This is a genomic window from Bacillus sp. JZ109 (assembly GCF_053903135.1).
Genome location: NZ_CP096388.1, coordinates 3707285 through 3731972, shown reverse-complemented (window position 1 = coordinate 3731972; position 24688 = coordinate 3707285). Strand labels below are relative to the sequence as shown.

The 24688-nt window shown below is 46.1% G+C and carries 21 protein-coding genes and 1 pseudogene; 17 read left to right on the top strand and 5 right to left on the bottom strand.

From position 1 onward, the window contains the following. Nucleotides 1–30: 30 nt before the first annotated feature. Entirely contained in the window at nucleotides 31–1182 is a 1152-nt protein-coding gene (locus M1D94_RS19550) for a M20 peptidase aminoacylase family protein (RefSeq protein ID WP_456270315.1), read from the bottom strand. A gap of 148 nt (nucleotides 1183–1330) precedes the next feature. Here M1D94_RS19550 and M1D94_RS19545 point away from each other — a divergent pair, with 148 nt between their 5' ends. The 5 genes and pseudogenes from M1D94_RS19545 to M1D94_RS19525 all read left to right on the top strand — a co-directional run bounded on the left by M1D94_RS19545 (nucleotide 1331) and on the right by M1D94_RS19525 (nucleotide 8408). Next, on the top strand, nucleotides 1331–2764 hold the full coding sequence (locus tag M1D94_RS19545; RefSeq protein ID WP_119898978.1) for a YfcC family protein: 1434 nt from the start codon (nucleotides 1331–1333) through the stop codon (nucleotides 2762–2764). Between the two features lie 115 nt (nucleotides 2765–2879). Continuing rightward, a pseudogene (locus M1D94_RS19540) lies at nucleotides 2880–3481 on the top strand (DUF6773 family protein). Nucleotides 3482–3629: 148 nt separating this feature from the next. Continuing rightward, nucleotides 3630–5609 carry an alpha-amylase gene (gene amyE / locus M1D94_RS19535; protein ID WP_286317442.1) on the top strand — a complete coding sequence of 660 codons (1980 nt, stop codon included), beginning with the start codon at nucleotides 3630–3632 and terminating at the stop codon, nucleotides 5607–5609. A gap of 176 nt (nucleotides 5610–5785) precedes the next feature. Next, complete coding sequence (locus M1D94_RS19530; RefSeq protein WP_144483791.1) at nucleotides 5786–6751, top strand: L-lactate dehydrogenase; 966 nt, start codon at nucleotides 5786–5788, stop codon at nucleotides 6749–6751. Between the two features lie 31 nt (nucleotides 6752–6782). Continuing rightward, nucleotides 6783–8408: an L-lactate permease gene (locus M1D94_RS19525; RefSeq protein ID WP_038427334.1), complete on the top strand. Its 1626-nt coding sequence runs from the start codon at nucleotides 6783–6785 to the stop codon at nucleotides 8406–8408. A 43-nt stretch (nucleotides 8409–8451) separates the two neighbouring features. On the opposite strand, the gene bmr3 is transcribed toward M1D94_RS19525, so the two are convergent. Beyond that, on the bottom strand, nucleotides 8452–9990 hold the full coding sequence (gene bmr3 / locus M1D94_RS19520; RefSeq protein ID WP_213414898.1) for an MDR family MFS transporter: 1539 nt from the start codon (nucleotides 9988–9990) through the stop codon (nucleotides 8452–8454). A 112-nt stretch (nucleotides 9991–10102) separates the two neighbouring features. On the opposite strand from bmr3, the gene M1D94_RS19515 reads away from it, so the two are divergent. The 3 genes from M1D94_RS19515 to M1D94_RS19505 all read left to right on the top strand — a co-directional run bounded on the left by M1D94_RS19515 (nucleotide 10103) and on the right by M1D94_RS19505 (nucleotide 12101). Then, the gene (locus M1D94_RS19515; protein ID WP_014475735.1) at nucleotides 10103–10567 is read left to right on the top strand and encodes a MarR family transcriptional regulator; all 465 of its coding nucleotides are present in this window, start codon (nucleotides 10103–10105) and stop codon (nucleotides 10565–10567) included. Nucleotides 10568–10640: 73 nt separating this feature from the next. Continuing rightward, complete coding sequence (locus M1D94_RS19510) at nucleotides 10641–11270, top strand: LysE family translocator (protein ID WP_003246469.1); 630 nt, start codon at nucleotides 10641–10643, stop codon at nucleotides 11268–11270. Nucleotides 11271–11339: 69 nt separating this feature from the next. After that, nucleotides 11340–12101, top strand: a complete 762-nt coding sequence (locus tag M1D94_RS19505) for a YqcI/YcgG family protein (RefSeq protein WP_070548499.1) — start codon at nucleotides 11340–11342, stop codon at nucleotides 12099–12101. A 4-nt stretch (nucleotides 12102–12105) separates the two neighbouring features. Here the strand turns inward: M1D94_RS19505 and M1D94_RS19500 are convergent, their stop codons facing one another. After that, complete coding sequence (locus M1D94_RS19500; RefSeq protein WP_024572720.1) at nucleotides 12106–13446, bottom strand: amino acid permease; 1341 nt, start codon at nucleotides 13444–13446, stop codon at nucleotides 12106–12108. Nucleotides 13447–13575: 129 nt separating this feature from the next. Here M1D94_RS19500 and M1D94_RS19495 point away from each other — a divergent pair, with 129 nt between their 5' ends. Together M1D94_RS19495 and nadE are read left to right on the top strand one after the other, a co-directional pair. Then, the gene (locus tag M1D94_RS19495; RefSeq protein ID WP_003246345.1) at nucleotides 13576–14172 is read left to right on the top strand and encodes a DUF1989 domain-containing protein; all 597 of its coding nucleotides are present in this window, start codon (nucleotides 13576–13578) and stop codon (nucleotides 14170–14172) included. Nucleotides 14173–14301: 129 nt separating this feature from the next. Beyond that, complete coding sequence (gene nadE, locus M1D94_RS19490) at nucleotides 14302–15120, top strand: ammonia-dependent NAD(+) synthetase (protein WP_003246440.1); 819 nt, start codon at nucleotides 14302–14304, stop codon at nucleotides 15118–15120. Nucleotides 15121–15169: 49 nt separating this feature from the next. Here the strand turns inward: nadE and tmrB are convergent, their stop codons facing one another. Then, nucleotides 15170–15763, bottom strand: a complete 594-nt coding sequence (gene tmrB, locus M1D94_RS19485; protein ID WP_128740903.1) for a tunicamycin resistance ATP-binding TmrB — start codon at nucleotides 15761–15763, stop codon at nucleotides 15170–15172. Between the two features lie 277 nt (nucleotides 15764–16040). Between tmrB and M1D94_RS19480 the strand changes: the two genes are divergently transcribed. Continuing rightward, nucleotides 16041–16601, top strand: a complete 561-nt coding sequence (locus M1D94_RS19480; RefSeq protein ID WP_003246473.1) for a shikimate kinase — start codon at nucleotides 16041–16043, stop codon at nucleotides 16599–16601. 27 nt (nucleotides 16602–16628) lie between these two features. Here the strand turns inward: M1D94_RS19480 and M1D94_RS19475 are convergent, their stop codons facing one another. Then, complete coding sequence (locus M1D94_RS19475; protein WP_101501843.1) at nucleotides 16629–17390, bottom strand: class I SAM-dependent methyltransferase; 762 nt, start codon at nucleotides 17388–17390, stop codon at nucleotides 16629–16631. 117 nt (nucleotides 17391–17507) lie between these two features. Here M1D94_RS19475 and M1D94_RS19470 point away from each other — a divergent pair, with 117 nt between their 5' ends. The 6 genes from M1D94_RS19470 to putP all read left to right on the top strand — a co-directional run bounded on the left by M1D94_RS19470 (nucleotide 17508) and on the right by putP (nucleotide 24587). Continuing rightward, entirely contained in the window at nucleotides 17508–18482 is a 975-nt protein-coding gene (locus M1D94_RS19470) for a LysR family transcriptional regulator (RefSeq protein ID WP_456270314.1), read from the top strand. 71 nt (nucleotides 18483–18553) lie between these two features. Continuing rightward, a complete protein-coding gene (gene cah / locus M1D94_RS19465; RefSeq protein WP_015715213.1) occupies nucleotides 18554–19510 on the top strand; it encodes a cephalosporin C deacetylase in 957 nt (318 codons plus the stop codon). Nucleotides 19511–19594: 84 nt separating this feature from the next. Next, nucleotides 19595–20377, top strand: coding sequence for a nucleotidyltransferase domain-containing protein (locus M1D94_RS19460; protein WP_031315677.1), 783 nt, complete (start codon nucleotides 19595–19597; stop codon nucleotides 20375–20377). Between the two features lie 189 nt (nucleotides 20378–20566). Further along, nucleotides 20567–21478 (top strand): proline dehydrogenase PutB, encoded by a 912-nt coding sequence (gene putB, locus M1D94_RS19455; protein WP_003246421.1) that lies wholly within the window; start codon nucleotides 20567–20569, stop codon nucleotides 21476–21478. A 16-nt stretch (nucleotides 21479–21494) separates the two neighbouring features. Next, nucleotides 21495–23042: an L-glutamate gamma-semialdehyde dehydrogenase gene (gene pruA / locus M1D94_RS19450; protein ID WP_003234655.1), complete on the top strand. Its 1548-nt coding sequence runs from the start codon at nucleotides 21495–21497 to the stop codon at nucleotides 23040–23042. Between the two features lie 90 nt (nucleotides 23043–23132). Next, the gene (gene putP, locus M1D94_RS19445) at nucleotides 23133–24587 is read left to right on the top strand and encodes a sodium/proline symporter PutP (RefSeq protein WP_072175235.1); all 1455 of its coding nucleotides are present in this window, start codon (nucleotides 23133–23135) and stop codon (nucleotides 24585–24587) included. Nucleotides 24588–24688: the final 101 nt, after the last annotated feature.

The window sequence follows — 24688 nt, the reverse complement described above, 5'->3', positions numbered from 1 at the left end:
AGCAGCCTGTGTCAGGCTGCTTTTTTTGCGTTATTTTACGTAAACGGCAGCGGGTGAATCAGCCTTTTGAAAAGTTTTTAATACGGCATTCGCTAAAATGTGAATGCCATTGAACATCGCGTTTCTGTCAAAGGTCATGTGCGGATGATGGAGCCCCGGCTGGAGCCCGCAGCCTAGTCCGAGCATCGTTGTTTTCAGATTCGGCACCTTCACGGCGTAAAAATGGAAATCCTCTCCGCCGGTGGTGACAAGCGGGTCATCAAGCCGCTCAGCCCCGATGATATCTGTAATGGCTTCTGCCATGATCGCTTCAGCTTCTTTGTTTTGTGTTGCCGCAGGAAGGCTGTGTTCTTTTTGCAGCTCGATTTTTGCGCCGAATGCAGCGGCGGCCGCTTCACAGGCTCTTTCTGTTTCGGCGATTAACGCCTCCATGGCTTCATTGGTCTGTGCGCGCAAATCAAGGCTGAACGATGCTTTTCCTGGAATGATGTTAGAGCTTTCACCGCCGGCTTGAAGTTTTGTCATTTTGACGGTATGCGGGATTTGCGGGTCAATATGAATGAGTCCGAGCTTATGTACAAGAAATGCCGCAATTTCAATGCTGTTTTTCCCGAGGTGCGGACGGGCGCCATGAGCCTCTTCCCCGATGATCGTTCCCTCAATGTGCTGGCTTGATCCGTGCAGAATAGACGGAGCGCAGCGGCCGTTCTGTGTTTCCTGAATCGGACGGACGTGAACGCCATACAAATAGTCGATATCATCAAGCACGCCTTCTTCTATCATTTTCAAGGCGCCGCCGCCTTTTTCTTCTGCCGGCTGAAAGATAAAACGGATTGTGCCCTTCGGAAGCTCAGGTTGTTTTTTGAGCAGCATTAACGTGCCCAATGCCATTGTCATATGTGAATCGTGTCCGCAGGAATGGTTGGCGCGAAATGTGCCGTTAACCTCCTGCCACAGCGCGTCAATATCAGCGCGTACCGCTACAACAGGTGAGCCTGAGCCGATTTCACCGACAACCCCGGTGCAGTCTGAAAACGTGCGCGTCCGGCACCCTAAATCCTCAAGCTTTTGTTTCAAAAATGAAGTTGTCTCATATTCCTTCCAGCTGACTTCAGGGTTCGCGTGCAGATGGTCGAAGATGTCCATAATGGTTTGTTTCATGTCTTCTGAAAGCTTTTGCATGGTTAGAAATACCTCCTTCTATCAGAATGAATTTTTACCTTCTTTACTTTATTTATATTGAAACAGGAAGATAGGCTGTATATAATATAGCACATATTGCAACTTTTCAGAATAATGAATATATTCAAACAGAGGGGATGGATCGAACATGAGTATGCCAGCAGCCGAAACACAGCCTAAGAAAAAACGAACGACATTTAAAATGCCTGACGCCTATGTCCTCTTATTTATCATTGCTTTCATTTGCGCCGTTGCTTCATATGTTGTGCCGGCGGGAGAATTTGACCGCGTAACAAAGGGAGATATTACGACTGCGGTGCCGGGAAGCTATCATTCAATTGAACAGTCTCCGGTCAGCTTGATCAGCTTTTTTACTTCTCTACAGGATGGAATGGTTGGATCAGCGCCAATCATCTTTCTGATTTTATTCACAGGCGGCACCATTGCCATTTTAGAAAAAACGGGAGCCATCAACGGACTGATTTACAATGTCATCAGCAAGTTCCGCACAAAGCAATTATTATTTATTTGTATTGTCGGCGCATTGTTCTCCATTCTCGGAACAACCGGGATTGTCGTGAATTCAGTTATCGGTTTTATCCCCATCGGCCTCATTGTGGCACGATCCTTAAAATGGGACGCAGTCGCGGGAGCCGCTGTTATATACATCGGCTGCTACGCTGGATTTAACTCCACCATATTATCACCGTCACCGCTCGGTTTATCACAATCAATCGCGGAGCTCCCTCTTTTCTCAGGAATCGGCCTGCGAGTTGTGATATACATATGCTTTTTGCTGTCTTCTATTATTTATATCTATTTGTATACGAGAAAATTAAAAAAATCAAAAGATGCCAGTGTGTTAGGAACAGATTGGTTCCCTGCGGCAGGAATGGGCGAAGCCGGTAAAGAAGAAGATCAGTCAGTGCCGTTTACCGTTCGCCATAAGCTGATTTTGGCTGTGGCGGGACTCTCACTTGTCGGATTTTTATACGGCGCTTTGAAGCTTGGCTGGTCAGATTCCCAAATGGCTGCGACATTTATTTTTATTTCTGTCCTTGCCGGTTTAATAGGCGGACTTGCGGCGAACGATATTGCCAAAACCTTCATTACGGGCTGCCAAAGTCTTGTATACGGGGCGCTGATTGTCGGGATGGCACGAAGCATTTCCGTTATCCTTGAAAATGGAAAGCTTCTCGATACTGTCGTCAATGCTTTGGCTTCACTTTTGGACGGATTCAGCCCGATTGCCGGGGCAATCGGCATGTATATCGCCAGTGCGCTGCTTCATTTTCTCATCTCTTCAGGTTCTGGCGAAGCCGTTGTATTTATTCCAATCCTGGCGCCGCTCGCTGATTTGATGGGAATCACGAGACAGGTTGCGGTTGAGGCGGTTATGCTTGGAGAAGGGGTCGTCAACTGTGTGAACCCGACATCCGGCGTTCTCATGGCGGTGCTTGCCGCCAGCGGTATTCCGTATGTCAAGTGGCTGCGGTTTATGGTGCCGCTTGCTCTGATTTGGTTCTTGATCGGGCTTGTCTTTATCGTGATCGGCGTCATGATCAATTGGGGGCCGTTTTAACGATTGCTGCCCGCCGGCTTGTACGGCGGGCTTTTGAGTTATTCATTGCAGAAGCGCAGGCTGTTATTGTAACATGTAAGCCATAAGCCATTCGTAAAAGTGCGGGAGGAAGGTCATGAATAATCTGCGTAATAGACTTTCAGGCGTGAATGGGAAAAATAAGAGAGTAAAAGAAAAAGAACAAAAAATCTGGTCGGAGATTGGGATGATAGCGGGAGCATTTGCGCTGCTTGATGTGATCATCCGCGGCATTATGTTTGAATTTCCGTTTAAAGAATGGGCTGCAAGCCTTGTGTTTTTGTTCATCATTATCTTATATTACTGCATCAGGGCTGCGGCATCCGGAATGCTCATGCCGAGATTAGACACCAAAGAAGAACTGCAAAAACGGGTGAAGCAGCAGCGAATAGAATCAATTGCGGTCGCCTTTGCGGTAGTGGTGCTTACGATGTACGACAGGGGGATTCCCCATACATTCTTCGCTTGGCTGAAAATGATTCTTCTTTTTATCGTCTGCGGCGGCGTTCTGTTTCTGCTTCGGTATGTGATTGTGAAGCTGGCTTACAGAAGAGCTGTAAAAGAAGAAGTAAAAAAGAAATCATCTTGAAAAATAGATGGTTTCTTTTTTTTGTTTGGAAAGCGAGGGAAGCGTTCACAGTTTCGGGCGGCTTTTTTATAGGAACATTGATTTGTATTCACTCTGCCAAGTTGTTTTGATAGAGTGATTGTGATAATTTAAAATGTAAGCGTTAACAAAATTATCCAGTCTTCACATCAGTTTGAAAGGAGGAAGCGGAAGAATGAAGTAAGAGGGATTTTTGACTCCGAAGTAAGTCTTCAAAAAATCAAATAAGGAGTGTCAAGAATGTTTGCAAAACGATTCAAAACCTCTTTACTGCCGTTATTCGCTGGATTTTTATTGCTGTTTCATTTGGTTCTGGCAGGACCGGCGGCTGCGAGTGCTGAAACGGCGAACAAATCGAATGAGCTGACAGCACCGTCGATCAAAAGCGGAACCATTCTTCATGCTTGGAATTGGTCGTTCAATACGTTAAAACACAATATGAAGGATATTCATGATGCAGGATATACAGCGATTCAGACGTCTCCGATTAACCAAGTCAAGGAAGGGAACCAAGGAAATAAAAGCATGTCGAACTGGTACTGGCTCTATCAGCCGACATCGTACCAAATTGGCAACCGTTACTTAGGAACTGAACAAGAATTTAAAGAAATGTGTGCAGCCGCTGAAGAATATGGCATAAAGGTCATTGTTGACGCTGTCATCAATCATACCACCAGTGACTATGCCGCGATTTCCAATGAGATTAAGAGTATTCCAAACTGGACACATGGAAACACACAAATTAAAAACTGGTCGGATCGATGGGATGTCACGCAGAATTCATTGCTCGGGCTGTATGACTGGAATACACAAAATACACAAGTACAGTCCTATTTGAAACGGTTCTTAGAAAGAGCATTGAATGACGGGGCAGACGGTTTTCGCTTTGATGCCGCCAAACATATAGAGCTTCCGGATGATGGCAGTTACGGCAGTCAATTTTGGCCGAATATCACAAATACAGCTGCAGAGTTCCAATACGGAGAAATCCTGCAGGATAGTGCTTCCAGGGATGCTGCATATGCGAATTATATGAATGTGACAGCGTCTAACTATGGACATTCCATAAGGTCCGCTTTAAAGAATCGCAATCTGGGCGTGTCGAATCTCTCCCACTATGCATCTGATGTGTCTGCGGACAAGCTGGTGACATGGGTGGAGTCGCATGATACGTACGCCAATGATGAAGAAGAGTCGACATGGATGAGCGATGATGATATCCGTTTAGGCTGGGCGGTGATAGCTTCTCGTTCAGGCAGTACGCCTCTTTTCTTTTCCAGACCTGAGGGAGGCGGAAATGGTGTGAGATTCCCGGGGAAAAGCCAAATAGGCGATCGCGGGAGTGCTTTATTTGAAGATCAGGCTATCACTGCGGTCAATAGATTTCACAATGTGATGGCTGGACAGCCTGAGGAACTCTCGAACCCAAATGGAAACAACCAGATATTTATGAATCAGCGCGGCTCACATGGCGTTGTGCTGGCAAATGCAGGTTCATCCTCTGTTTCTATCAATACGCCAACAAAATTGCCTGATGGCAGGTATGACAATAAAGCTGGGGCAGGTTCATTTCAAGTGAATGATGGTAAACTGACAGGCACGATCAATGCCAGATCTGTAGCTGTGCTTTATCCTGATGATATTGCAAAAGCGCCTCATGTTTTCCTTGAGAATTACAAAACAGGTGTAACACATTCTTTCAATGATCAACTGACGATTACCTTGCGTGCAGATGCGAATACAACAAAAGCCGTTTATCAAATCAATAATGGACCAGAGACAGCGTTTAAGGATGGAGATCAATTCACAATCGGAAAAGGAGATCCATTTGGCAAAACATACACCATCATGTTAAAAGGAACGAACAGTGATGGTGTAACGAGGACCGAGAAATACAGTTTTGTTAAAAGAGATCCAGCGTCGGCCAAAACCATCGGCTATCAAAATCCGAATCATTGGAGCCAGGTAAATGCTTATATCTATAAACATGATGGGAGCCGAGCAATTGAATTGACCGGATCTTGGCCTGGAAAACCAATGACTAAAAATGCAGACGGAATTTACACGCTGACGCTGCCTGCGGACACGGATACAACCAACGCAAAAGTGATTTTTAATAATGGCAGCGCCCAAGTGCCCGGTCAGAATCAGCCTGGCTTTGATTACGTGCTAAATGGTTTATATAATGACTCGGGCTTAAGCGGTTCTCTTCCTCATTGAGGGCAATGCTAGACGGGACTTACCGAAAGAAACCATCAATGATGGTTTCTTTTTTGTTCATAAATCAGACAAAACTTTTCTCTTGCAAAAGTTTGTGAAGTATTGCACAATATAAATGTGAAATACTTCACAAATAAAAAGACATCAAAGAGAAACATACCCTGGAAGGATGATTAATGATGAACAAACATGTAAATAAAGTAGCTTTAATCGGAGCGGGTTTTGTTGGAAGCAGTTATGCATTTGCGTTAATTAACCAAGGGATCACAGATGAGCTTGTGGTCATTGATGTAAATAAAGAAAAAGCAATGGGCGATGTGATGGATTTAAACCACGGAAAGGCGTTTGCGCCACAACCGGTCAAAACATCTTACGGAACATATGAAGACTGCAAGGATGCTGATATTGTCTGCATTTGCGCCGGAGCAAACCAAAAACCTGGTGAGACACGCCTTGAATTAGTAGAAAAGAACTTGAAGATTTTCAAAGGTATCGTTAGTGAAGTCATGGCGAGCGGATTTGACGGTATTTTCTTAATCGCGACAAATCCGGTTGATATCCTGACTTACGCAACATGGAAATTCAGCGGCCTGCCAAAAGAGCGGGTGATCGGAAGCGGCACAACACTAGATTCTGCGAGATTCCGTTTCATGCTGAGCGAATACTTTGGCGCAGCGCCTCAAAACGTGCACGCACATATTATCGGAGAGCACGGCGACACAGAGCTTCCTGTTTGGAGCCATGCGAATGTCGGCGGTGTGCCGGTCAGTGAACTCGTTGAGAAAAACGATGCGTACAAACAAGAGGAGCTGGACCAAATTGTAGATGATGTGAAAAACGCAGCTTACCATATCATTGAGAAAAAAGGCGCGACTTATTATGGAGTTGCGATGAGTCTTGCTCGCATTACAAAAGCCATTCTGCATAATGAAAACAGCATATTAACTGTCAGCACATATTTGGACGGGCAATACGGTGCAGAGGACGTGTACATCGGTGTGCCGGCTGTCGTGAACCGCGGAGGGATCGCGGGTATCACTGAGCTGAACTTAAATGAGAAAGAAAAAGAACAGTTCCTTCACAGCGCCGGCGTCCTTAAAAACATTTTAAAACCTCATTTTGCAGAACAAAAAGTCAACTAACCGCAACTTTAGAGTAAAGGGCTGATTGTCAATGTGGGAGCAGTTGTATGATCCGTTTGGAAACGAGTATGTGAGCGCACTTGTGGCGCTCACTCCGATTCTCTTTTTTCTTTTGGCTTTAACTGTTTTGAAAATGAAAGGCATTCTTGCGGCATTTCTTACCCTAGCCGTCAGTTTCTTCGTCTCCGTTTTGGCATTTCATATGCCGGTTGAAAAAGCGATATCTTCTGTTTTGTTAGGAATCGGGAGCGGGCTGTGGCCTATTGGCTACATCGTCCTGATGGCGGTGTGGCTGTATAAAATCGCAGTGAAAACCGGGAAATTTACCATTATTCGGTCCAGCATTGCCGGCATTTCGCCTGACCAACGATTACAGCTATTATTAATTGGTTTTTGTTTTAACGCGTTTTTAGAAGGCGCGGCCGGTTTTGGTGTTCCGATTGCGATTAGTGCGGCGCTGCTCGTCGAACTTGGTTTTAAACCGTTGAAAGCGGCGGCGCTCTGCTTGATTGCAAACGCCGCCTCCGGAGCCTTTGGGGCGATCGGGATTCCTGTCATCACAGGGGCGCAGATTGGTGATTTGTCTGCTCTTGAGCTGTCACGGACATTAATGTGGACACTGCCGATGATCTCATTTTTAATACCATTCCTGCTTGTATTCTTATTAGACCGAATGAAAGGAATCAAACAGACATGGCCCGCTCTTCTGGTTGTGAGCGGTGGGTATACAGCGGTTCAGACACTGACAATGGCGGTACTCGGGCCGGAATTAGCAAACATTTTGGCGGCCTTATTCAGCATGGGCGGGCTTGCCCTCTTCCTCCGCAAATGGCAGCCGAAAGAGATTTACCGCGAGGAAGGGGCCGGCGATGCTGGTGAGAAAAAGGCATACCGTGCCGCTGACATTGCGAAAGCGTGGTCTCCTTTCTACATTTTAACTGCGGCGATCACCATCTGGAGCCTTCCTGCCTTCAAAGCGCTTTTCCAAGAAGGCGGGCTGTTATATCAATCAACGCTCCTGTTCAAAATGCCTTTTCTGCATCAGCAAATTATGAAAATGCCGCCGATTGCGCCATCTGCCATGCCGTTAGATGCAGTCTTTAAAGTTGATCTGCTGTCAGCGACTGGTACAGCGATTTTAGCGGCGGTCATCGTGACAGGGCTGTTCAGCAAAAAGTTCTCCTCCCGGGATGCCTTTGCTTCCCTGAAGGAGACAGGAAAAGAGCTGTGGGTGCCGATTATGACGATCTGCTTCGTGATGGGGTTTGCCAATCTGGCCAACTTCGCAGGGCTCAGCTCTTCAATTGGGTTAGCATTGGCGAAAACAGGAGACCTGTTCCCGTTTGTCAGTCCTGTTCTCGGCTGGATTGGCGTGTTCATCACCGGTTCGGTTGTCAGCAATAACGCTTTGTTCGGTCATTTGCAGGTTGTCACCGGAGCGCAGATCGGTGCGGGTTCAGACTTGCTGTTAGCCGCAAATACGGCGGGCGGTGTCATGGCGAAACTTGTTTCTCCTCAATCTATCGCCATCGCTGCCGCAGCGGTCGGCCAAACAGGCAAGGAATCTAAACTGTTTAAAAGGACAGTGGCGTACAGCCTGATTCTGTTATTGATCATTTGTATATGGACGTTTATTCTTGCAAGATTAGGAGTGTAATAGAAAAAAGCAGTACATGCCCAGCATGTACTGCTTTTTTATGTTAATTTGCTTTCTTTGTCATTTCGGCTGTTGTTTTCACTCTGGCTTTTCCCATAAATAAAATGGTAACCGCCGCGAGGACAATTGGAATCAAAGCGAGCAAAAAGACATACGTAATACTTGATGACATCGCGTCAATAATGCGATTCAGGATCGCATCAGGAATCTGGGAACGTGTTCCCGCTTGGAATATCTCTTGCGGGTCGCCAATATTTTGCGTAGCACCTGATCCCGCTGAGCCTTTCATCCCGCTGAAGGCGTCGGTCAGCTTGTTCGTGAATACGTTTGTTTGCACCGTTCCGAAAATGGTGACGCCTAAGGTCATGCCAAATGATCGCAAAAATGAATTTGTAGAGTTTGCCGTTCCCCGAAAGCGAGGTTCAAGATCATTCATCGATGCCGCCGGCAGCAGGGAGAAGTTAAAGCCTACACCAAAGCCTGAAATCATCATAAAGACTGTCAGCCATACCCTTGCTGTGTCAGGCGTCATATTGGAAAGAAGCAGCATACCGATAAAGAAAGCTATAACAGATATCAGCATCAAATTGCGGAAGCTTGCCTTCGTTTGGAAGATTCCGCCGATCATGCTTCCGATGACTGATCCAATCATCATCGGCGTCAGAATGAAGCCCGCGCTTGTCGCCGAGCTGCCGTAGACCGCCTGAACGAAAATCGGAATAAATACCGCTAAAATAATAAATGTTCCGCCATACAAAAAAGCGAGAATCTGCGCTGTGGCAAACAAGCGGTTCTTAAACATCCAGAAAGAAATAATCGGCTCTTCTGCTTTTCTCTCCACAATAAAAAAGGCAATGAAGAAAACGGCGAATACAATAAACAGCCCGATGATCTGAATGGAGTTCCAATCGTATGTTTTGCCGCCAAGCTCAAGGGCGAACATCAGGCATACAATGGATACGACTAAGGTAATCGCGCCGCCCCAGTCTATTTTCTGCTTTCTGTGCTCCAGAGATTCTTTGTAGTAGCGAATAATGAAAAACAATGACAATGCGCCGATCGGCACATTGATGTAAAACACCCAGTGCCAGCTGATCGAATCTGTAATGATCGCGCCTAAGAGCGGACCAAGAACACTTGATAATCCAAATACAGCACCGAACATGCCGGACATTTTTCCGCGTTTTTCCGGCGGAAACAAATCAAAGATAATGGTAAAGGCAATCGGCAGGAGCGCGCCGCCTCCGATCCCTTGAATGGCCCGGAAGATGATCAGCTGATTCATCGTCTGGGCAATCCCGCATAAAGCCGAACCGATTAAGAAAAAAATAAGTCCAAACAGGAAAAAACGTTTTCGGCCGTACATATCGGAAAGCTTGCCGTAAATCGGCATGCCAGCCATAACCGCCACCATATAGGATGCCGTCACCCAGGCAAATTTATCGAAGCTTCCAAGATCGGCTACGATATTGCCCATCGCGGTGGCAACAATCGTATTGTCCATTGCAGACATCAAGATGCCCAGCAGGAGACCGAGGACCACAAATTTGGTGGAAGCCTGTTTTGCTGTTGTTGTGTCCATTTGTTCTACCTCCTCTTACTTTTCTATGTAAGTTCTGATATCATGATAATAGTTTGATCGTTGAATATCTCGATTATCAAGATAAACTCGATTTTATAGGGAGGACTGTCAGTTGTCAACAAGAAATTCCAGAAGTGAGTTGGAAAAGACTGCTGTTCAGCTTTTTCGAAAACTGGGCACAAGAACGGTTCTGTTCCATCAGGCAGCCGCTCAAGCTCTCGGTCTGTTTCCTACCGATTTGAAATCAGCTGACATTTTAAATGAAGCAGGGCCGATGACGGCCGGAGAGCTGGGAAAAAAAACCGGCCTCAGCACGGGTTCCGTCACGGCGCTTGTTGACCGGCTGGAAAAAGCGGGGTATGTGGCTCGTGAAAAGGACCCGAACGATCGCAGGAGAGTCGTAATCGTCCCTTTGACTGCTTCGAAAAAACATATAAAGGATTTGTTCCGTCCTTTGTCTGAGTCGACGATGGAGTTGTGCCGCGAATATACGGAAGAGGAGCTGGAACTCATTTTTAGTTTTGTAGGCAAAGCCGCCGATATTATGGAGGAAGAGCTTGAACGTCTGAAACAGTAAGTGAATTTGTGCATAGCTTGGCCCGTTCCCGAATAAATTGTACAAGTTACATAAGAGAAGGGAGTACGGGCCGGTGAACATTTTTTTGAGCTATATTGTGCTGGGACTGTCCTTGTCTGCGCCTGTGGGGCCAGTGAATGCGGCGCAAATAGACAAAGGAATTAAAAACGGTTTTTGGCATGCATGGATTTTCGGTTTAGGCGCCATGACAGCGGATGGGCTGTACATGCTTTTTATCTATTTCGGGTTGTCGCAGTTCTTGACCGCTCCATTTGTGAAAACGTTTTTGTGGCTGTTCGGCTTTTTTGTCCTGACCTATACCGGAATTGAAACGCTGAAAAACGTCAGAGAACCGATGGATGTGCGAAGCTCGCGGGGGAAACCGTCATACAGGAAAACATTCGCATCGGGTTTTCTCATTTCATTGTCAAACCCATTGAGCATCCTTTTTTGGCTTGGAATTTACGGAAGCATTCTTGCGAAAACAGCAGAGGCCTACAATATGAATCAGCTTCTAATCTATAGCTCCGGCATCATGATCGGCATTTTAATCTGGGATTTCTGCATGGCTATCACAGCCAGTACGTTCAGAAACCTGCTTCATGAAAAGCTATTGAGAGGATTGACCGGAATCGCCGGTGTATCCCTCCTTGTGTTTGGCTTTTACTTTGGTTATCAGGGCATCAAACAGTTATTGGGCTGATTCATGAAGGACAGTCACCTGCCGCTTCCAGTTTTAATATAGTATCCAGATGATACTGGAGGTGGATCAATGGTGAATGGGATTTACACCAAAAGTTTTCTGGAACGTATTCAGGAAGAGCTTCCTGAATGGCAAAGAATCGCTTTTGAACTGCTGGCAGAAACTCTGGCGGACGATGCGGATACGTTTCCATGCATTCCCGGACGCCAGGCGTTTCTGACTGATCAGCTTCGGATTGCTTTTGCCGGAGATCCGCGGGAAAACCGCACAGCGGAGGAACTGGCTCCGTTGCTTGCGGAGTACGGCAAGATATCGCGGGACACGGGAAAATACGCATCCCTCGTTGTGTTGTTTGATACACCGGAAGATTTGGCGGAGCATTATTCGATTGAAGCGTATGAAGAGCTGTTTTGGCGCTTTTTAAATAGACTGAGTCATCAAGACGAAAAAGAATGGCCGGAAGATATTCCGGCCGATCCTGAGCATTATAAATGGGAGTTTTGTTTTGACGGCGAGCCGTATTTCATTCTGTGCGCTACACCGGGGCACGAGGCAAGAAGAAGCCGGAGCTTTCCTTTTTTTATGGTCACGTTTCAGCCAAGGTGGGTGTTTGATGACCTAAATGGATCAACTGCATTTGGCCGTAACATGAGCAGGCTGATCCGATCTCGTTTAGAGGCCTATGATCAGGCTCCGATTCACCCGCAATTAGGCTGGTACGGAGGAAAGGATAATCGTGAATGGAAGCAGTATTTCCTCCGTGATGACGAAAAACAGGTATCGAAGTGCCCGTTTTCTTATTTAAAGAACATGTTCAACAAAATGAAATAAATAATCAAGGACTGGCAGGGCGATCTTTATGACCCTGCTTTTTTTGATAGATCATGGTAACGATGGCGATAATCACGAGAAAACCTATGCTGACGAAAAAACCGGGCCGGCTTGATTTTTCAAACAATGTACCGGACACAGCTGCAGCAATCAGAACCATCGCTAAATAAATTTGCGTTTTTCCCATGCCCTCGGGATCAGTCAGCTTTTTGCTGGAGAACAGGATAAACAGCCAAGTGTATAAAAGCATAAGCCCCGCAGCTGTTGTCATATGCTCATAAATGTTTTTAGGCAGCACTAACGACAGAATAATGGAGAGGACAAGCCCCGCAAACGTCAGCCCAAGTGCCGGCCAGCATATTTTTTTGCCTTCCTTTAGAGTAAAGCATTTCGGCGCGTCGCCGTCATCAGCCATTGTACAAAGCAATGTCGTAACCGCAAATAGCGAAGCGACAAGAGTCGAGAACCCTGCGATGATGAAAATCCCGTTAAATATATCAAGGATGATCTCAAGGTTATATCCTTTTAATGACGTAATGAACGGACTGTCCTGTTCAGTAAACGCGTGTAACGGAACCAAAAGCAGAGCAAGCCCGATTGAAATGATATAAATAATCGCCAGCGTCGCCAGCATCAGTTTCCCTGATTTTGACGCTTCCTCAGGTTTTTTTAAGTGAACCGCCATCAGCCCCATGACCTCAATTCCGCCAAAAGCGTAAAACGCGTAGATTAAACCTGTCCACAGCCCCATGGCGCCGTATGGGAAAAACTCACTCGTCTTATTTGGAACATGTATGCCATGATTTCCGCCGGACAGGATACCGCATAAAGCCAGGATGGCAATGACAATAAACATAAAAATAGCAGCTGTTTTAATGACTGCCAGCACGTTTTCTGTTTTTTCAAAGACGGACAGGCCGGTGAAAATAATAAGGAGCCCCAGTACTGCGTAAATTGAGGCAAACACCCATAGCGGCACTTGAGGAAACCAATGCTTCGTAAAGAGCGAAATGGCTGTCAGCTGGCTTCCGGTAATCAGCATTTCTGATGTCCAGTACACCCAGCCGTTGCTGAAGCCTGCCCATTTGCCGAATGCTTTTCGGGCATACGCACAAAACGAGCCCTTTTCCGGCTGCTTCGCCGACAGCTTGGCGAGCTGTTCAAAGACAAAATACGTACCGATCCCTGCGATCAGAAATGAAAGGAGAACGGAAAAACCGCTTTTTACAATTGCGATGCTGGAACCGAGAAAGAAGCCTGTTCCAATCGTGCAGCCGACTCCGATCAGTGACAGCTGCCACCAAGCCAGATTCCCTTTTGGCTGGTCTTTTTTTGTTTGGCTCATTATTTATTCAACCCCTTTTATCTAAGGTTAGATTGTGATCTGTCCGAAGCTTATATACATCGGATTTTTGCCTCTTTTTACATGGAGAAGGAAGCGGACGCTCATACTAATGAAAAAAGGAGCAAACCAATGACACAGCAATATATTGTGGAGCCGAAAAAAGGGCTTGGGCTGAAGCTGAAAAAGGGGCAGATTTTAAAAGTGGTTGATGTAGAAGGGCAGCAGGTGGCTGATTTTGTCGCATACCATGCCAAGGATTTTTATGAACACCTTGATCAGGGAGCGACGATAGACGCCAATCACTCCATTCATGTGAAGGTCAACGACCATCTCTACTCCAACCTGTATAAGCCGATGTTAACCCTGATTGAAGATACGGTCGGCAAGCATGATCTGCTGCTGCCCGCCTGCCGCCCTGATATGAACAGGCTCTTATATGGGAAGCAAAAGGATGAGTTTCAGGATACGTGCTATGACAATATGAACCGTGCGCTTGAGCAGTTTGGCGTACCGAAGCCTCACATGCATTACCCATTTGCGATTTTTATGAATACTGTCCTTGATGAGAAAGGGAATCTGTCTGTGGAAACGCCGCTTTCGAATGCCGGAGATTATGTAAGGCTCAGGGCGGAGATGGATTTAATTGTCGCGTTTTCTTCCTGCCCGATTGAAAAAGGGAAATGCAATGGCGACAGTGTGACATCCATACGGGTTGAAGTCAGCTGATCTCTCTTGTTCACTGTGAATGAAGACCTGTGCTATATTTAATAGGGATACATAACAGTCATGATTCATTTTCATTGATTTGGGGAAATGATCAGTAATAAGGGAAAATGTACAGGAGGAATGATTGGGATGAGCATGCAGGAAAAGATTATGCGTGAGTTACATGTGAAGCCCTCAATTGATCCAAAGCAAGAAATTGAGGACCGAGTCAATTTTTTAAAACAATATGTAAAGAAAACCGGTGCTAAAGGCTTTGTATTGGGAATCAGCGGCGGCCAGGATTCAACACTTGCGGGAAGACTCGCTCAGCTTGCGGTGGAGAGCATTCGCGAGGAGGGCGGAGACGCTCAATTTATCGCTGTCCGTCTTCCGCATGGCACACAGCAGGATGAAGACGATGCCCAGCTTGCTTTGAAGTTTATTAAGCCGGATAAATCATGGAAGTTTGATATTAAATCAACAGTCAGCGCTTTTTCTGATCAGTATCAGCAGGAAACAGGCGATCAGCTGACTGACTTTAATAAAGGAAACGTAAAAGCAAGAACAAGAATGATCGCGCAATACGCGATCGGCGGCCAGGAAGGCCTTCTTGTGTTAGGAACAGACCATGCTGCTGAAGCAGTGACTGGTTTCTTTACGAAGTACGGTGACGGCGGAGCAGACCTCCTGCCGCTGACAGGCTTGACGAAGCGCCAGGGAAGAACCCTGCTGAAAGAGCTGGGTGCACCGGAACGCTTATACTTAAAAGAGCCGACTGCCGATCTGCTCGACGAAAAACCGCAGCAGTCGGATGAAACAGAGCTTGGCATTTCCTACGACGAGATTGACGATTATCTCGAAGGAAAAGAAGTATCAGCGAAAGTATCAGAAGCGCTGGAAAAACGCTACAGCATGACTGAACATAAACGCCAGGTTCCGGCGTCTATGTTTGATGACTGGTGGAAATAAGTTGAAGAAAGCCCGCTCTCGGAGCGGGCTTTTGTCGTGTACAGAAGCTTTATTTGATACGGATATGATTCAGCTTTATCATTAATCTGTCGGTGAACCTTCGGAGGCTGCCTCTCGTATCAGGATCTAATGGGAGTTCGGCTCTCGCGGCAATGTTCTCTGCCACATCCTGAATCGACAGGTTGTCTGTTTGAATGTGGTCCTCAAAAATGGGTGATGATAAACCTTCAACGCAGCGGTCAATTTGTTTGGCGGCCCATGAGTTTTTTCCTTCTGCTCTGGTGCGCAGCCTTTTTAACAAGGTTTCCTTTGAAGCCATTAATGTAAAGTGGTGAACGATCCTGCCTTCATGTCTGAGCCTGCCGATGATCTCATTGAAGTATTCAGGATGTACAATCGTCATAGGCACAATAATGATGCCGCGGTATGTATCTGTCAGAGAAGCTAGCAAACTGTAATTGAACGCCCGCCATAAAGGATAGCTTTGAAAATCGTCCTTTGCGATCTCCTTCGGCACCATGGAGCGCAGCGCAAAACCCATTTTCTCGGGATCATACACGTAAGATGGGTTCAGCCTTCTGTGCAGTTCGAAGGCTGTTTGTGTTTTTCCGGAACCGAATGCCCCGTTTATCCAAATGATCATCGCCATTTCTCCCTTCCTATTTATCATACAGAAAAAGACCCTTCCATCGAAGAGTCAGCTGGAAAAACAATAAAGGCAGAAGGTTTTAACGCTTTTTTGCGTCGAAGTATTAAAATACCTGCAGAAATGTTGTACAATGAATGTCATTCAGGCAAAAATGGCTAAACAACAAAGCGCACTATAAGCTTGACCGGTAAAGCCGGTATCTATATAAATATTCGCTAAATAAGCATATAATGAATATAAAATTTCATTCCTTAGGAGGATTTCGCCGAAGATGAACGCTAAACGAGCCATCCCAGTAAGAGAAAGAAATATCGTCCTGATCGGATTCATGGGTGTAGGAAAAACAACAATCGGCCAATTGGTCGCTAAAAAATTATATAGAGATTTTATTGATATTGACCAGCAGATCGAAAAGGATTTCAATATGTCAATTCCTGAGATATTTGAGAAAAAGGGAGAAGACTTTTTCCGGAAAACGGAGAAGGAATATATTTTAGACATCTGCCATCATAAACGATTCAAAATCGTATCTCTGGGCGGGGGATCTTTTAAACAAGAAGAAATCAGGAATTGCTGTCTGGAAAACTGTCTCGTGCTTCATCTGGACCTGTCATGGGAGAACTGGAAGCAGCGCGCGGATTTATTGATCGAAAGCCGCCCTGTACTGCATAACCGTTCAATGGATGAAATGGAACAGCTGTTTAACGAAAGAAAAGTCATTTATGACAAGCACAATTCAAAAGTGGCAACAGACAACCTTTCCCCGGAAGAGGTTGCCGATTACATTGTTGAGACATTAAAAATTGGCTGGGATCTTTATCAGCCGATGTAAAAAGCCGTGCGCAGCGCACGGCTTTTTTTATCGTTTTATCCCTTGTATCAAAATCGCTTTTAAACAAAAGGAGATGGGCTGTCCGTTTTGGTTCAATGTAATACAGAACGTGTCGCGTGCTTCGTCTGATGCGTGATTCAAGTGGGTAATGATTTGTTTTTCTCGGTCAGCGGGAGTTCCGCCTCGTTTGATCCAGCTATCGTATTGAATCGGCAAATTCCACTTTTGGATGTCTTGATAGGCCAGTTGATTGGCGCTGAACATCGCCTGCCATTCTGATAATGAGCTTTCTCGAACATGGGAAGGGTCTCGAAGCCGGTTCAAATGATTGACAAACTCATCAAGAACGGGATCTTCAGGCGCGTAATGATCAACTAAGAGAAAACGTCCGTCCTGTTTTAGTACGCGTGCAACCTCTCTGACAGCTTTGCGGACATCTGAAAAATGGTGGGCTGCGTATCGGCAGGTGATGATGTCAAATGATTCGTCGGGGAAGGGGAGTGACTCTGCCGTTCCTTGCTGAAAGCGTACGTTTTCAGATCCTTTTTCTTGCGCGAAGGAGGACGCAACCTCAACCATCTCTTTCGTTGCATCAACACCGATGCACTCCTGTACATAAGGAGAAAATGCCAGGGCCGTATGGCCGGCGCCCGCTCCGATATCCAGCACCCGATGCTCTGCCCGGCATTCCGCTGTTTTGATCATCAACCCCAAATCTTCCCCCTCGGCAAATACCTTTTCATCCCGATACATCTCGGCGTTTTTAGAAAACGGTGTTTCATTTGTCATTTGAACCAGCTCCTTCTTTTCGTAAATGATGATATGGATTATGTTAGCAATTTCTGTTATGATTCGTCCAAGATATAAAAATGATGAAAACGATAGGTTCAACCTATGGAGGCTGAAATGGATATTAAAGTGATGGAATATGCAGCGGAAATTGCCCGGCGCCAAAGCTTTACAAAGGCGGCGGAACATCTTCATATCGCACAGCCGTCTCTCAGCCAGCAAATCAAAAAGCTTGAGGCTGAGCTGGGGCTTACCCTTTTTCACAGATCCCATGGCTCTGTTACACTGACACCCCACGGCAGGCGTTTCATTGAAAAAGCCGAGGACATCATTCGTTCCAGAGATGATTTGCTTCGGGAAATGCAGGAGCGATCACAGGGAATCGGTCATAAATTATCCATCGGGATTCCTGCTGTAACAGGGAGATATCTCTTTCCTCCGCTGCTGAAGCAGTTTTTGGCGCGCTATCCTCATGTGGAGGTTCAGCTTGTTGAAAAAGATCCGGTTTCATTAGAGGAGATGACGGCAAAGGGAGAAGTTGACCTTTCTGTTTTATCCTTGCCGATCGAGGATGAACGGCTCTCCATTACACCCTTGCTCACGGAACCGATTGTTCTCGCAGTACCGAAGGAAAAACAAAGGTGGATGCCGCCGGAAATGGTCGCGCTGATTGAGAAAGCGCTGGAAGGTAAGGAGGGACGCCAGCCGTGTGTGCCGATTGACATGGTAAGGAACGTGCCATTTATTCTGTTAAAAGAAGGCTTCGGCTTTCGCAGGACAGTTCTCGATCTCTGTGCGGAAAGCGGCTTTAAGCCGAATGCCGCCTTTAAGACGAGCCATATTGAAACCGCCCAATCTCTTGTGGCTAACGGATTAGGTGTGACAATGGCGCCGAATATGGTCAGAAGGGATAAAGATCCGGGTGTGATCTATTTATCGATTCAATCCGCGCCATCACGAACCCTCGTCTTCGTCTTTTTAAAGAACCGCTATGTCAGTCTGACCGCCCGGGCCTTTATGGAACTAAGCCGGGAAAGTCTTAAACAAACGTTTGATGAAGGCTGTCTGGGAAACAATGATGAAAATATTTAGAAAACAAAGCCGAAACGTGGTAGTATAGGAATACAAACTATATCTTATAAAACAAAGGGGAATAATCGGAAATGCAACTATTCGATCTGCCGCTCGACCAATTGCAAACATATAAGCCTGAAAAAACAGCACCGAAAGATTTTTCTGAGTTTTGGAAATTGTCTTTGGAGGAACTTGCAAAAGTCCAAGCAGAACCTGATTTACAGCCGGTTGACTATCCTGCTGACGGAGTAAAAGTATACCGTCTCACATATAAAAGTTTCGGAAACGCCCGCATTACCGGATGGTACGCGGTGCCTGACAAGGAAGGCCCGCATCCGGCGATCGTGAAATATCATGGCTACAATGCAAGCTATGATGGTGAAATTCATGAAATGGTAAACTGGGCACTCCATGGCTACGCCGCATTCGGCATGCTTGTCCGCGGCCAGCAGAGCAGCGAGGATACGAGTATTTCACCGCACGGTCACGCTTTGGGCTGGATGACGAAAGGAATTCTGGATAAAGATACATACTATTACCGCGGTGTTTATTTGGACGCCGTCCGCGCGCTTGAGGTCATCAGCAGCTTTGACGAGGTTGATGAAACAAGGATCGGTGTGACAGGAGGAAGCCAAGGCGGAGGTTTAACCATTGCCGCAGCAGCGCTGTCAGACATTCCAAAAGCCGCGGTTGCCGATTATCCTTATTTAAGCAACTTCGAACGGGCCATTGATGTGGCGCTTGAACAGCCGTACCTTGAAATCAATTCCTTCTTCAGAAGAAATGGCAGCCCGGAAACAGAAGTGCAGGCGATGAAGACACTTTCATATTTCGATATTATGAATCTCGCTGACCGAGTGAAGGTGCCTGTCCTGATGTCAATCGGCCTGATTGACAAGGTCACGCCGCCGTCCACCGTGTTTGCCGCCTACAATCATTTGGAAACAGAGAAAGAGCTGAAGGTGTACCGCTACTTCGGACATGAGTATATCCCTGCTTTTCAAACGGAAAAACTTGCTTTCTTTAAGCAGCATCTTAAAGGCTGATAAAATGTGAAAAGCCGCCGCATATCATCAGGCGGTTTTTTTCTGCAAACTGCCGGAATGAGAACAGACTGGAGACGAATAGATATGAAACAAAGAATCATTGATGAATTAAAACGGATCGAGCAGTCATACGGAGTCAAAATCGTGTATGCCGTCGAGTCAGGAAGCCGCGCATGGGGATTTCCCTCGCAGGATAGTGATTACGACGTCCGCTTTATTTATGTGCCGAAAAAGGAGTGGTACTTTTCAATTGAGCAGGAGCGTGATGTCATTGAGGAACCGATTCACGATTTGCTGGATATCAGCGGCTGGGAGCTGAGAAAAACGCTTCGGCTTTTCAAAAAGTCAAACCCTCCGCTCCTTGAATGGCTGTCCTCAGACATTGTGTATTATGAAGCATTTACGACCGCAGAGCAGTTAAGAAAACTGCGCACGGAGGCATTTAAGCCTGAAGCAAGCGTGTATCACTATATCAATATGGCGAGAAGGAACGTCAAGGATTATCTACAAGGACAAGAGGTCAAAATTAAAAAGTACTTCTACGTTCTTCGGCCTATTTTGGCCTGCCAATGGATTGAAAAGCACGGAACCATACCGCCAATGGACTTTACTGTTTTGATGAATGAACTTGTTGCTGAACCCGAACTGAAGGCTGAAATGGAAACCTTGCTTGAACGGAAAAGAAGAGGGGAAGAGCTTGACCTCGAAGCAAGAATCGATGTTATTCACCAATTCATTGAAACGGAAATCGAAAGAATCATGGAAGCGGCAAAAGAACTGAAGGCAGAGAAAAAAGATATGACACCTGAGTTGAACCGTTTGCTTTTGAATACGGTTGAAGAAGTGTGGAAGGATGGAGGAAGCTGATGTTTTTTGTCGCTTCCTTTTCTGCTTTATTCGACAGAATCCCCCCCGACTTTCTAACTATCTGATTGTGGCAAACCCACAAAAATAATCAGAATCTTTGTATTTTGAGAATATTGTGAACGTCGGTTTTGTCCATTTACAATAAACTCATACAAATACTTCTTAGATTGCGGGGTGTTGAGGTTGGAAGTGATCACAAGAGATTTTTTCTTATTTTTATCCAAAAGCGGCTTTCTCAATAAAATGGCGAGGAACTGGGGAAGCCGGGTAGCAGCGGGTAAAATTATCGGCGGGAATGACTTTAACAGTTCAATCCCGACCATTCGACAGCTTAACAGCCAAGGCCTGTCAGTTACTGTCGATCATTTAGGCGAGTTTGTGAACAGCGCCGAGGTCGCACGGGAGCGTACGGAAGAGTGCATTCAAACCATTGCGACCATCGCGGATCAGGAGCTGAACTCACACGTTTCTTTAAAAATGACGTCTTTAGGTTTGGATATAGATATGGATTTGGTGTATGAAAATATGACAAAAATCCTTCAGACGGCCGAGAAACATAAAATCATGGTCACCATTGACATGGAGGACGAAGTCAGATGCCAGAAAACGCTTGATATTTTCAAAGATTTCAGAAAGAAATACGAGCATGTGAGCACAGTGCTGCAAGCCTATCTGTACCGGACGGAAAAAGACATTGACGATTTGGATTCTTTAAACCCGTTCCTTCGCCTTGTAAAAGGAGCTTATAAAGAATCAGAAAAAGTAGCTTTCCCGGAGAAAAGCGATGTCGATGAAAATTACAAAAAAATCATCCGAAAGCAGCTCTTAAACGGTCACTATACAGCGATTGCCACACATGACGACAAAATGATCGACTTTACAAAGCAGCTTGCCAAGGAACATGGCATTGCCAATGACAAGTTTGAATTTCAGATGCTGTACGGCATGCGGTCGCAAACCCAGCTCAGCCTCGTAAAAGAAGGTTATAACATGAGAGTCTACCTGCCATACGGCGAGGATTGGTACGGCTACTTTATGAGACGCCTTGCAGAACGTCCGTCAAACATTGCATTTGCTTTCAAAGGAATGACAAAGAAGTAAAAAAGGAGAGATTATCATGACAACACCTTACAAACACGAGCCATTCACAAATTTCCAAGATCAAAACAACGTGGAAGCGTTTAAAAAAGCGCTTGCGACAGTAAGCGAATATTTAGGAAAAGACTATCCGCTTGTCATTAACGGCGAGAGAGTGGAAACGGAAGCGAAAATCGTTTCAATCAACCCGGCTGATAAAGAAGAAGTCGTCGGCCGAGTGTCAAAAGCTTCTCAAGAGCACGCTGAGCAAGCGATTCAAGCGGCTGCAAAAGCATTTGAAGAGTGGAGATACACGTCTCCTGAAGAGAGAGCGGCTGTCCTGTTCCGCGCTGCTGCCAAAGTCCGCAGAAGAAAACATGAATTCTCAGCTTTGCTTGTGAAAGAAGCAGGAAAGCCTTGGAACGAGGCGGATGCCGATACGGCTGAAGCGATTGACTTCATGGAGTATTATGCACGACAAATGATCGAACTGGCAAAAGGCAAACCGGTCAACAGCCGTGAAGGCGAGAAAAACCAATATGTATACACGCCGACTGGAGTGACAGTCGTTATCCCGCCTTGGAACTTCTTGTTTGCGATCATGGCAGGCACAACAGTGGCGCCGATCGTTACTGGAAACACAGTGGTTCTGAAACCTGCGAGTGCTACACCTGTTATTGCAGCAAAATTTGTTGAGGTGCTTGAAGAGTCCGGATTGCCAAAAGGCGTAGTCAACTTTGTTCCGGGAAGCGGAGCGGAAGTAGGCGACTATCTTGTTGACCATCCGAAAACAAGCCTTATCACATTTACGGGATCAAGAGAAGTTGGTACGAGAATTTTCGAACGCGCGGCGAAGGTTCAGCCAGGCCAGCAGCACTTAAAGCGTGTCATCGCTGAAATGGGCGGTAAAGATACGGTTGTTGTCGATGAGGATGCGGACATTGAATTAGCGGCTCAATCGATCTTTACTTCAGCATTCGGCTTTGCGGGACAAAAATGCTCTGCAGGTTCACGTGCAGTAGTTCATGAAAAAGTGTATGATCAAGTATTAGAGCGTGTCATTGAAATTACGGAATCAAAAGTAACAGCTAAACCTGACAGTGCAGATGTTTATATGGGACCTGTCATTGACCAAGGTTCTTATGATAAAATTATGAGCTATATTGAGATCGGAAAACAGGAAGGGCGTTTAGTAAGCGGCGGTACTGGTGATGATTCGAAAGGATACTTCATCAAACCGACGATCTTCGCTGACCTTGATCCGAAAGCAAGACTCATGCAGGAAGAAATTTTCGGACCTGTCGTTGCATTTTGTAAAGTGTCAGACTTTGATGAAGCTTTAGAAGTGGCAAACAATACTGAATATGGTTTGACAGGCGCGGTTATCACAAACAACCGCAAGCACATCGAGCGTGCGAAACAGGAATTCCATGTCGGAAACCTATACTTCAACCGCAACTGTACAGGTGCTATCGTCGGCTACCATCCGTTTGGCGGCTTCAAAATGTCGGGAACGGATTCAAAAGCAGGCGGGCCGGATTACTTGGCTCTGCATATGCAAGCAAAAACAATCAGTGAAATGTTCTAAGCGGGACTAAATGGGCATCCTCCCTGCGGGGGTGTCCATTTCATCCATATACTATAAAAAAGAGGAGGAAGTGCCATAGAAAACACACAGCTGATTATTTCGATTTGTATTTATATGGCGGGAATGTTGCTAATCGGCTACTTTGCTTACAAGCGTACGTCGAATCTGACGGATTACATGCTGGGAGGACGCTCTTTGGGTCCGGCAGTAACTGCTCTCAGTGCCGGCGCTGCCGATATGAGCGGCTGGCTGCTAATGGGGCTTCCGGGCGCCATGTTTTCTACTGGTCTGAGCGGCGCTTGGATCGTCATCGGACTTTGCCTTGGAGCGTGGGCGAACTGGCTTTACGTCGCACCGCGGCTGAGAACCTATACTGAAAAAGCGGGGAATTCCATTACAATTCCCGGATTCCTGGAAAATCGCTTCGGAGATCAAACAAAGCTTCTCAGACTGTTTTCAGGAATTGTCATTTTAGTCTTTTTCACGTTTTATGTATCGTCCGGAATGGTGTCCGGCGGCGTCTTATTCAACAGCATCTTGGGGATGGATTATCACACCGGCCTGTGGATTGTGACGGGTGTTGTTGTGGCATATACCCTGTTTGGCGGCTTTTTGGCAGTCAGCTGGACAGATTTTGTTCAGGGGATCATTATGTTTGCCGCACTCATTCTTGTGCCGATCGTTACGTTTTTCCACACGGGAGGAGCAGGTGATACAGTTGCTGAAATCCGCTCTGTAGATCCTGATATGTTTAATATTTTCAAAGGAACGAGCGTCCTTGGCATTATTTCTTTGTTTGCCTGGGGGCTGGGATACTTTGGCCAGCCGCATATTATTGTGCGTTTTATGGCGATCACGTCTGTCAAAGAGATCAAAAGAGCGCGCAGAATCGGGATGGGCTGGATGATTTTGTCTGCAGTAGGCGCAGTGCTGACCGGTTTGGGCGGAATCGCTTATTACCATCAGCGCGGCATGACACTGAAGGACCCAGAGACGATTTTTATTCAATTAGGGAATATCTTGTTTCATCCGATTATCACGGGTTTTCTGATTTCAGCGATTTTGGCTGCGATTATGAGTACCATTTCTTCTCAGCTGCTTGTGACATCAAGCTCTCTGGTAGAAGATTTGTATAAGTCGATGTTCAGACGCTCAGCTTCAGATAAAGAGCTGGTGTTTTTAGGCCGTCTGGCTGTTCTGGCTGTTTCAATTGTCGCGTTGGTTCTGGCTTGGGAGAAAAATAACACTATCCTTGGATTGGTCAGCTACGCGTGGGCGGGCTTCGGTGCATCATTCGGGCCGGTTGTACTGCTCAGTCTGTTTTGGAAACGAATGACCAAATGGGGGGCACTCGCCGGCATGATTGTGGGAGCAGCGACTGTAATCATTTGGGCGAATGCCGGTCTTTCGGACTTTCTGTATGAAATGATACCTGGTTTTGCTGCGAGTCTATTATCTGTGTTTTTTGTCAGCATATTGACGCAGGCTCCGTCACAAGCTGTCACAGACCAGTTCAACGACTACCAAGATACAATGTCACAATAAAGATTGAAAGGAGGAGGAAGGGGCTGTCCCTTTTTCCTCTTTTCTCCTTTTAAGCGGCCATTTTTTTCTTTTGGAAACAAACGTATTTTTTTCTATACAAA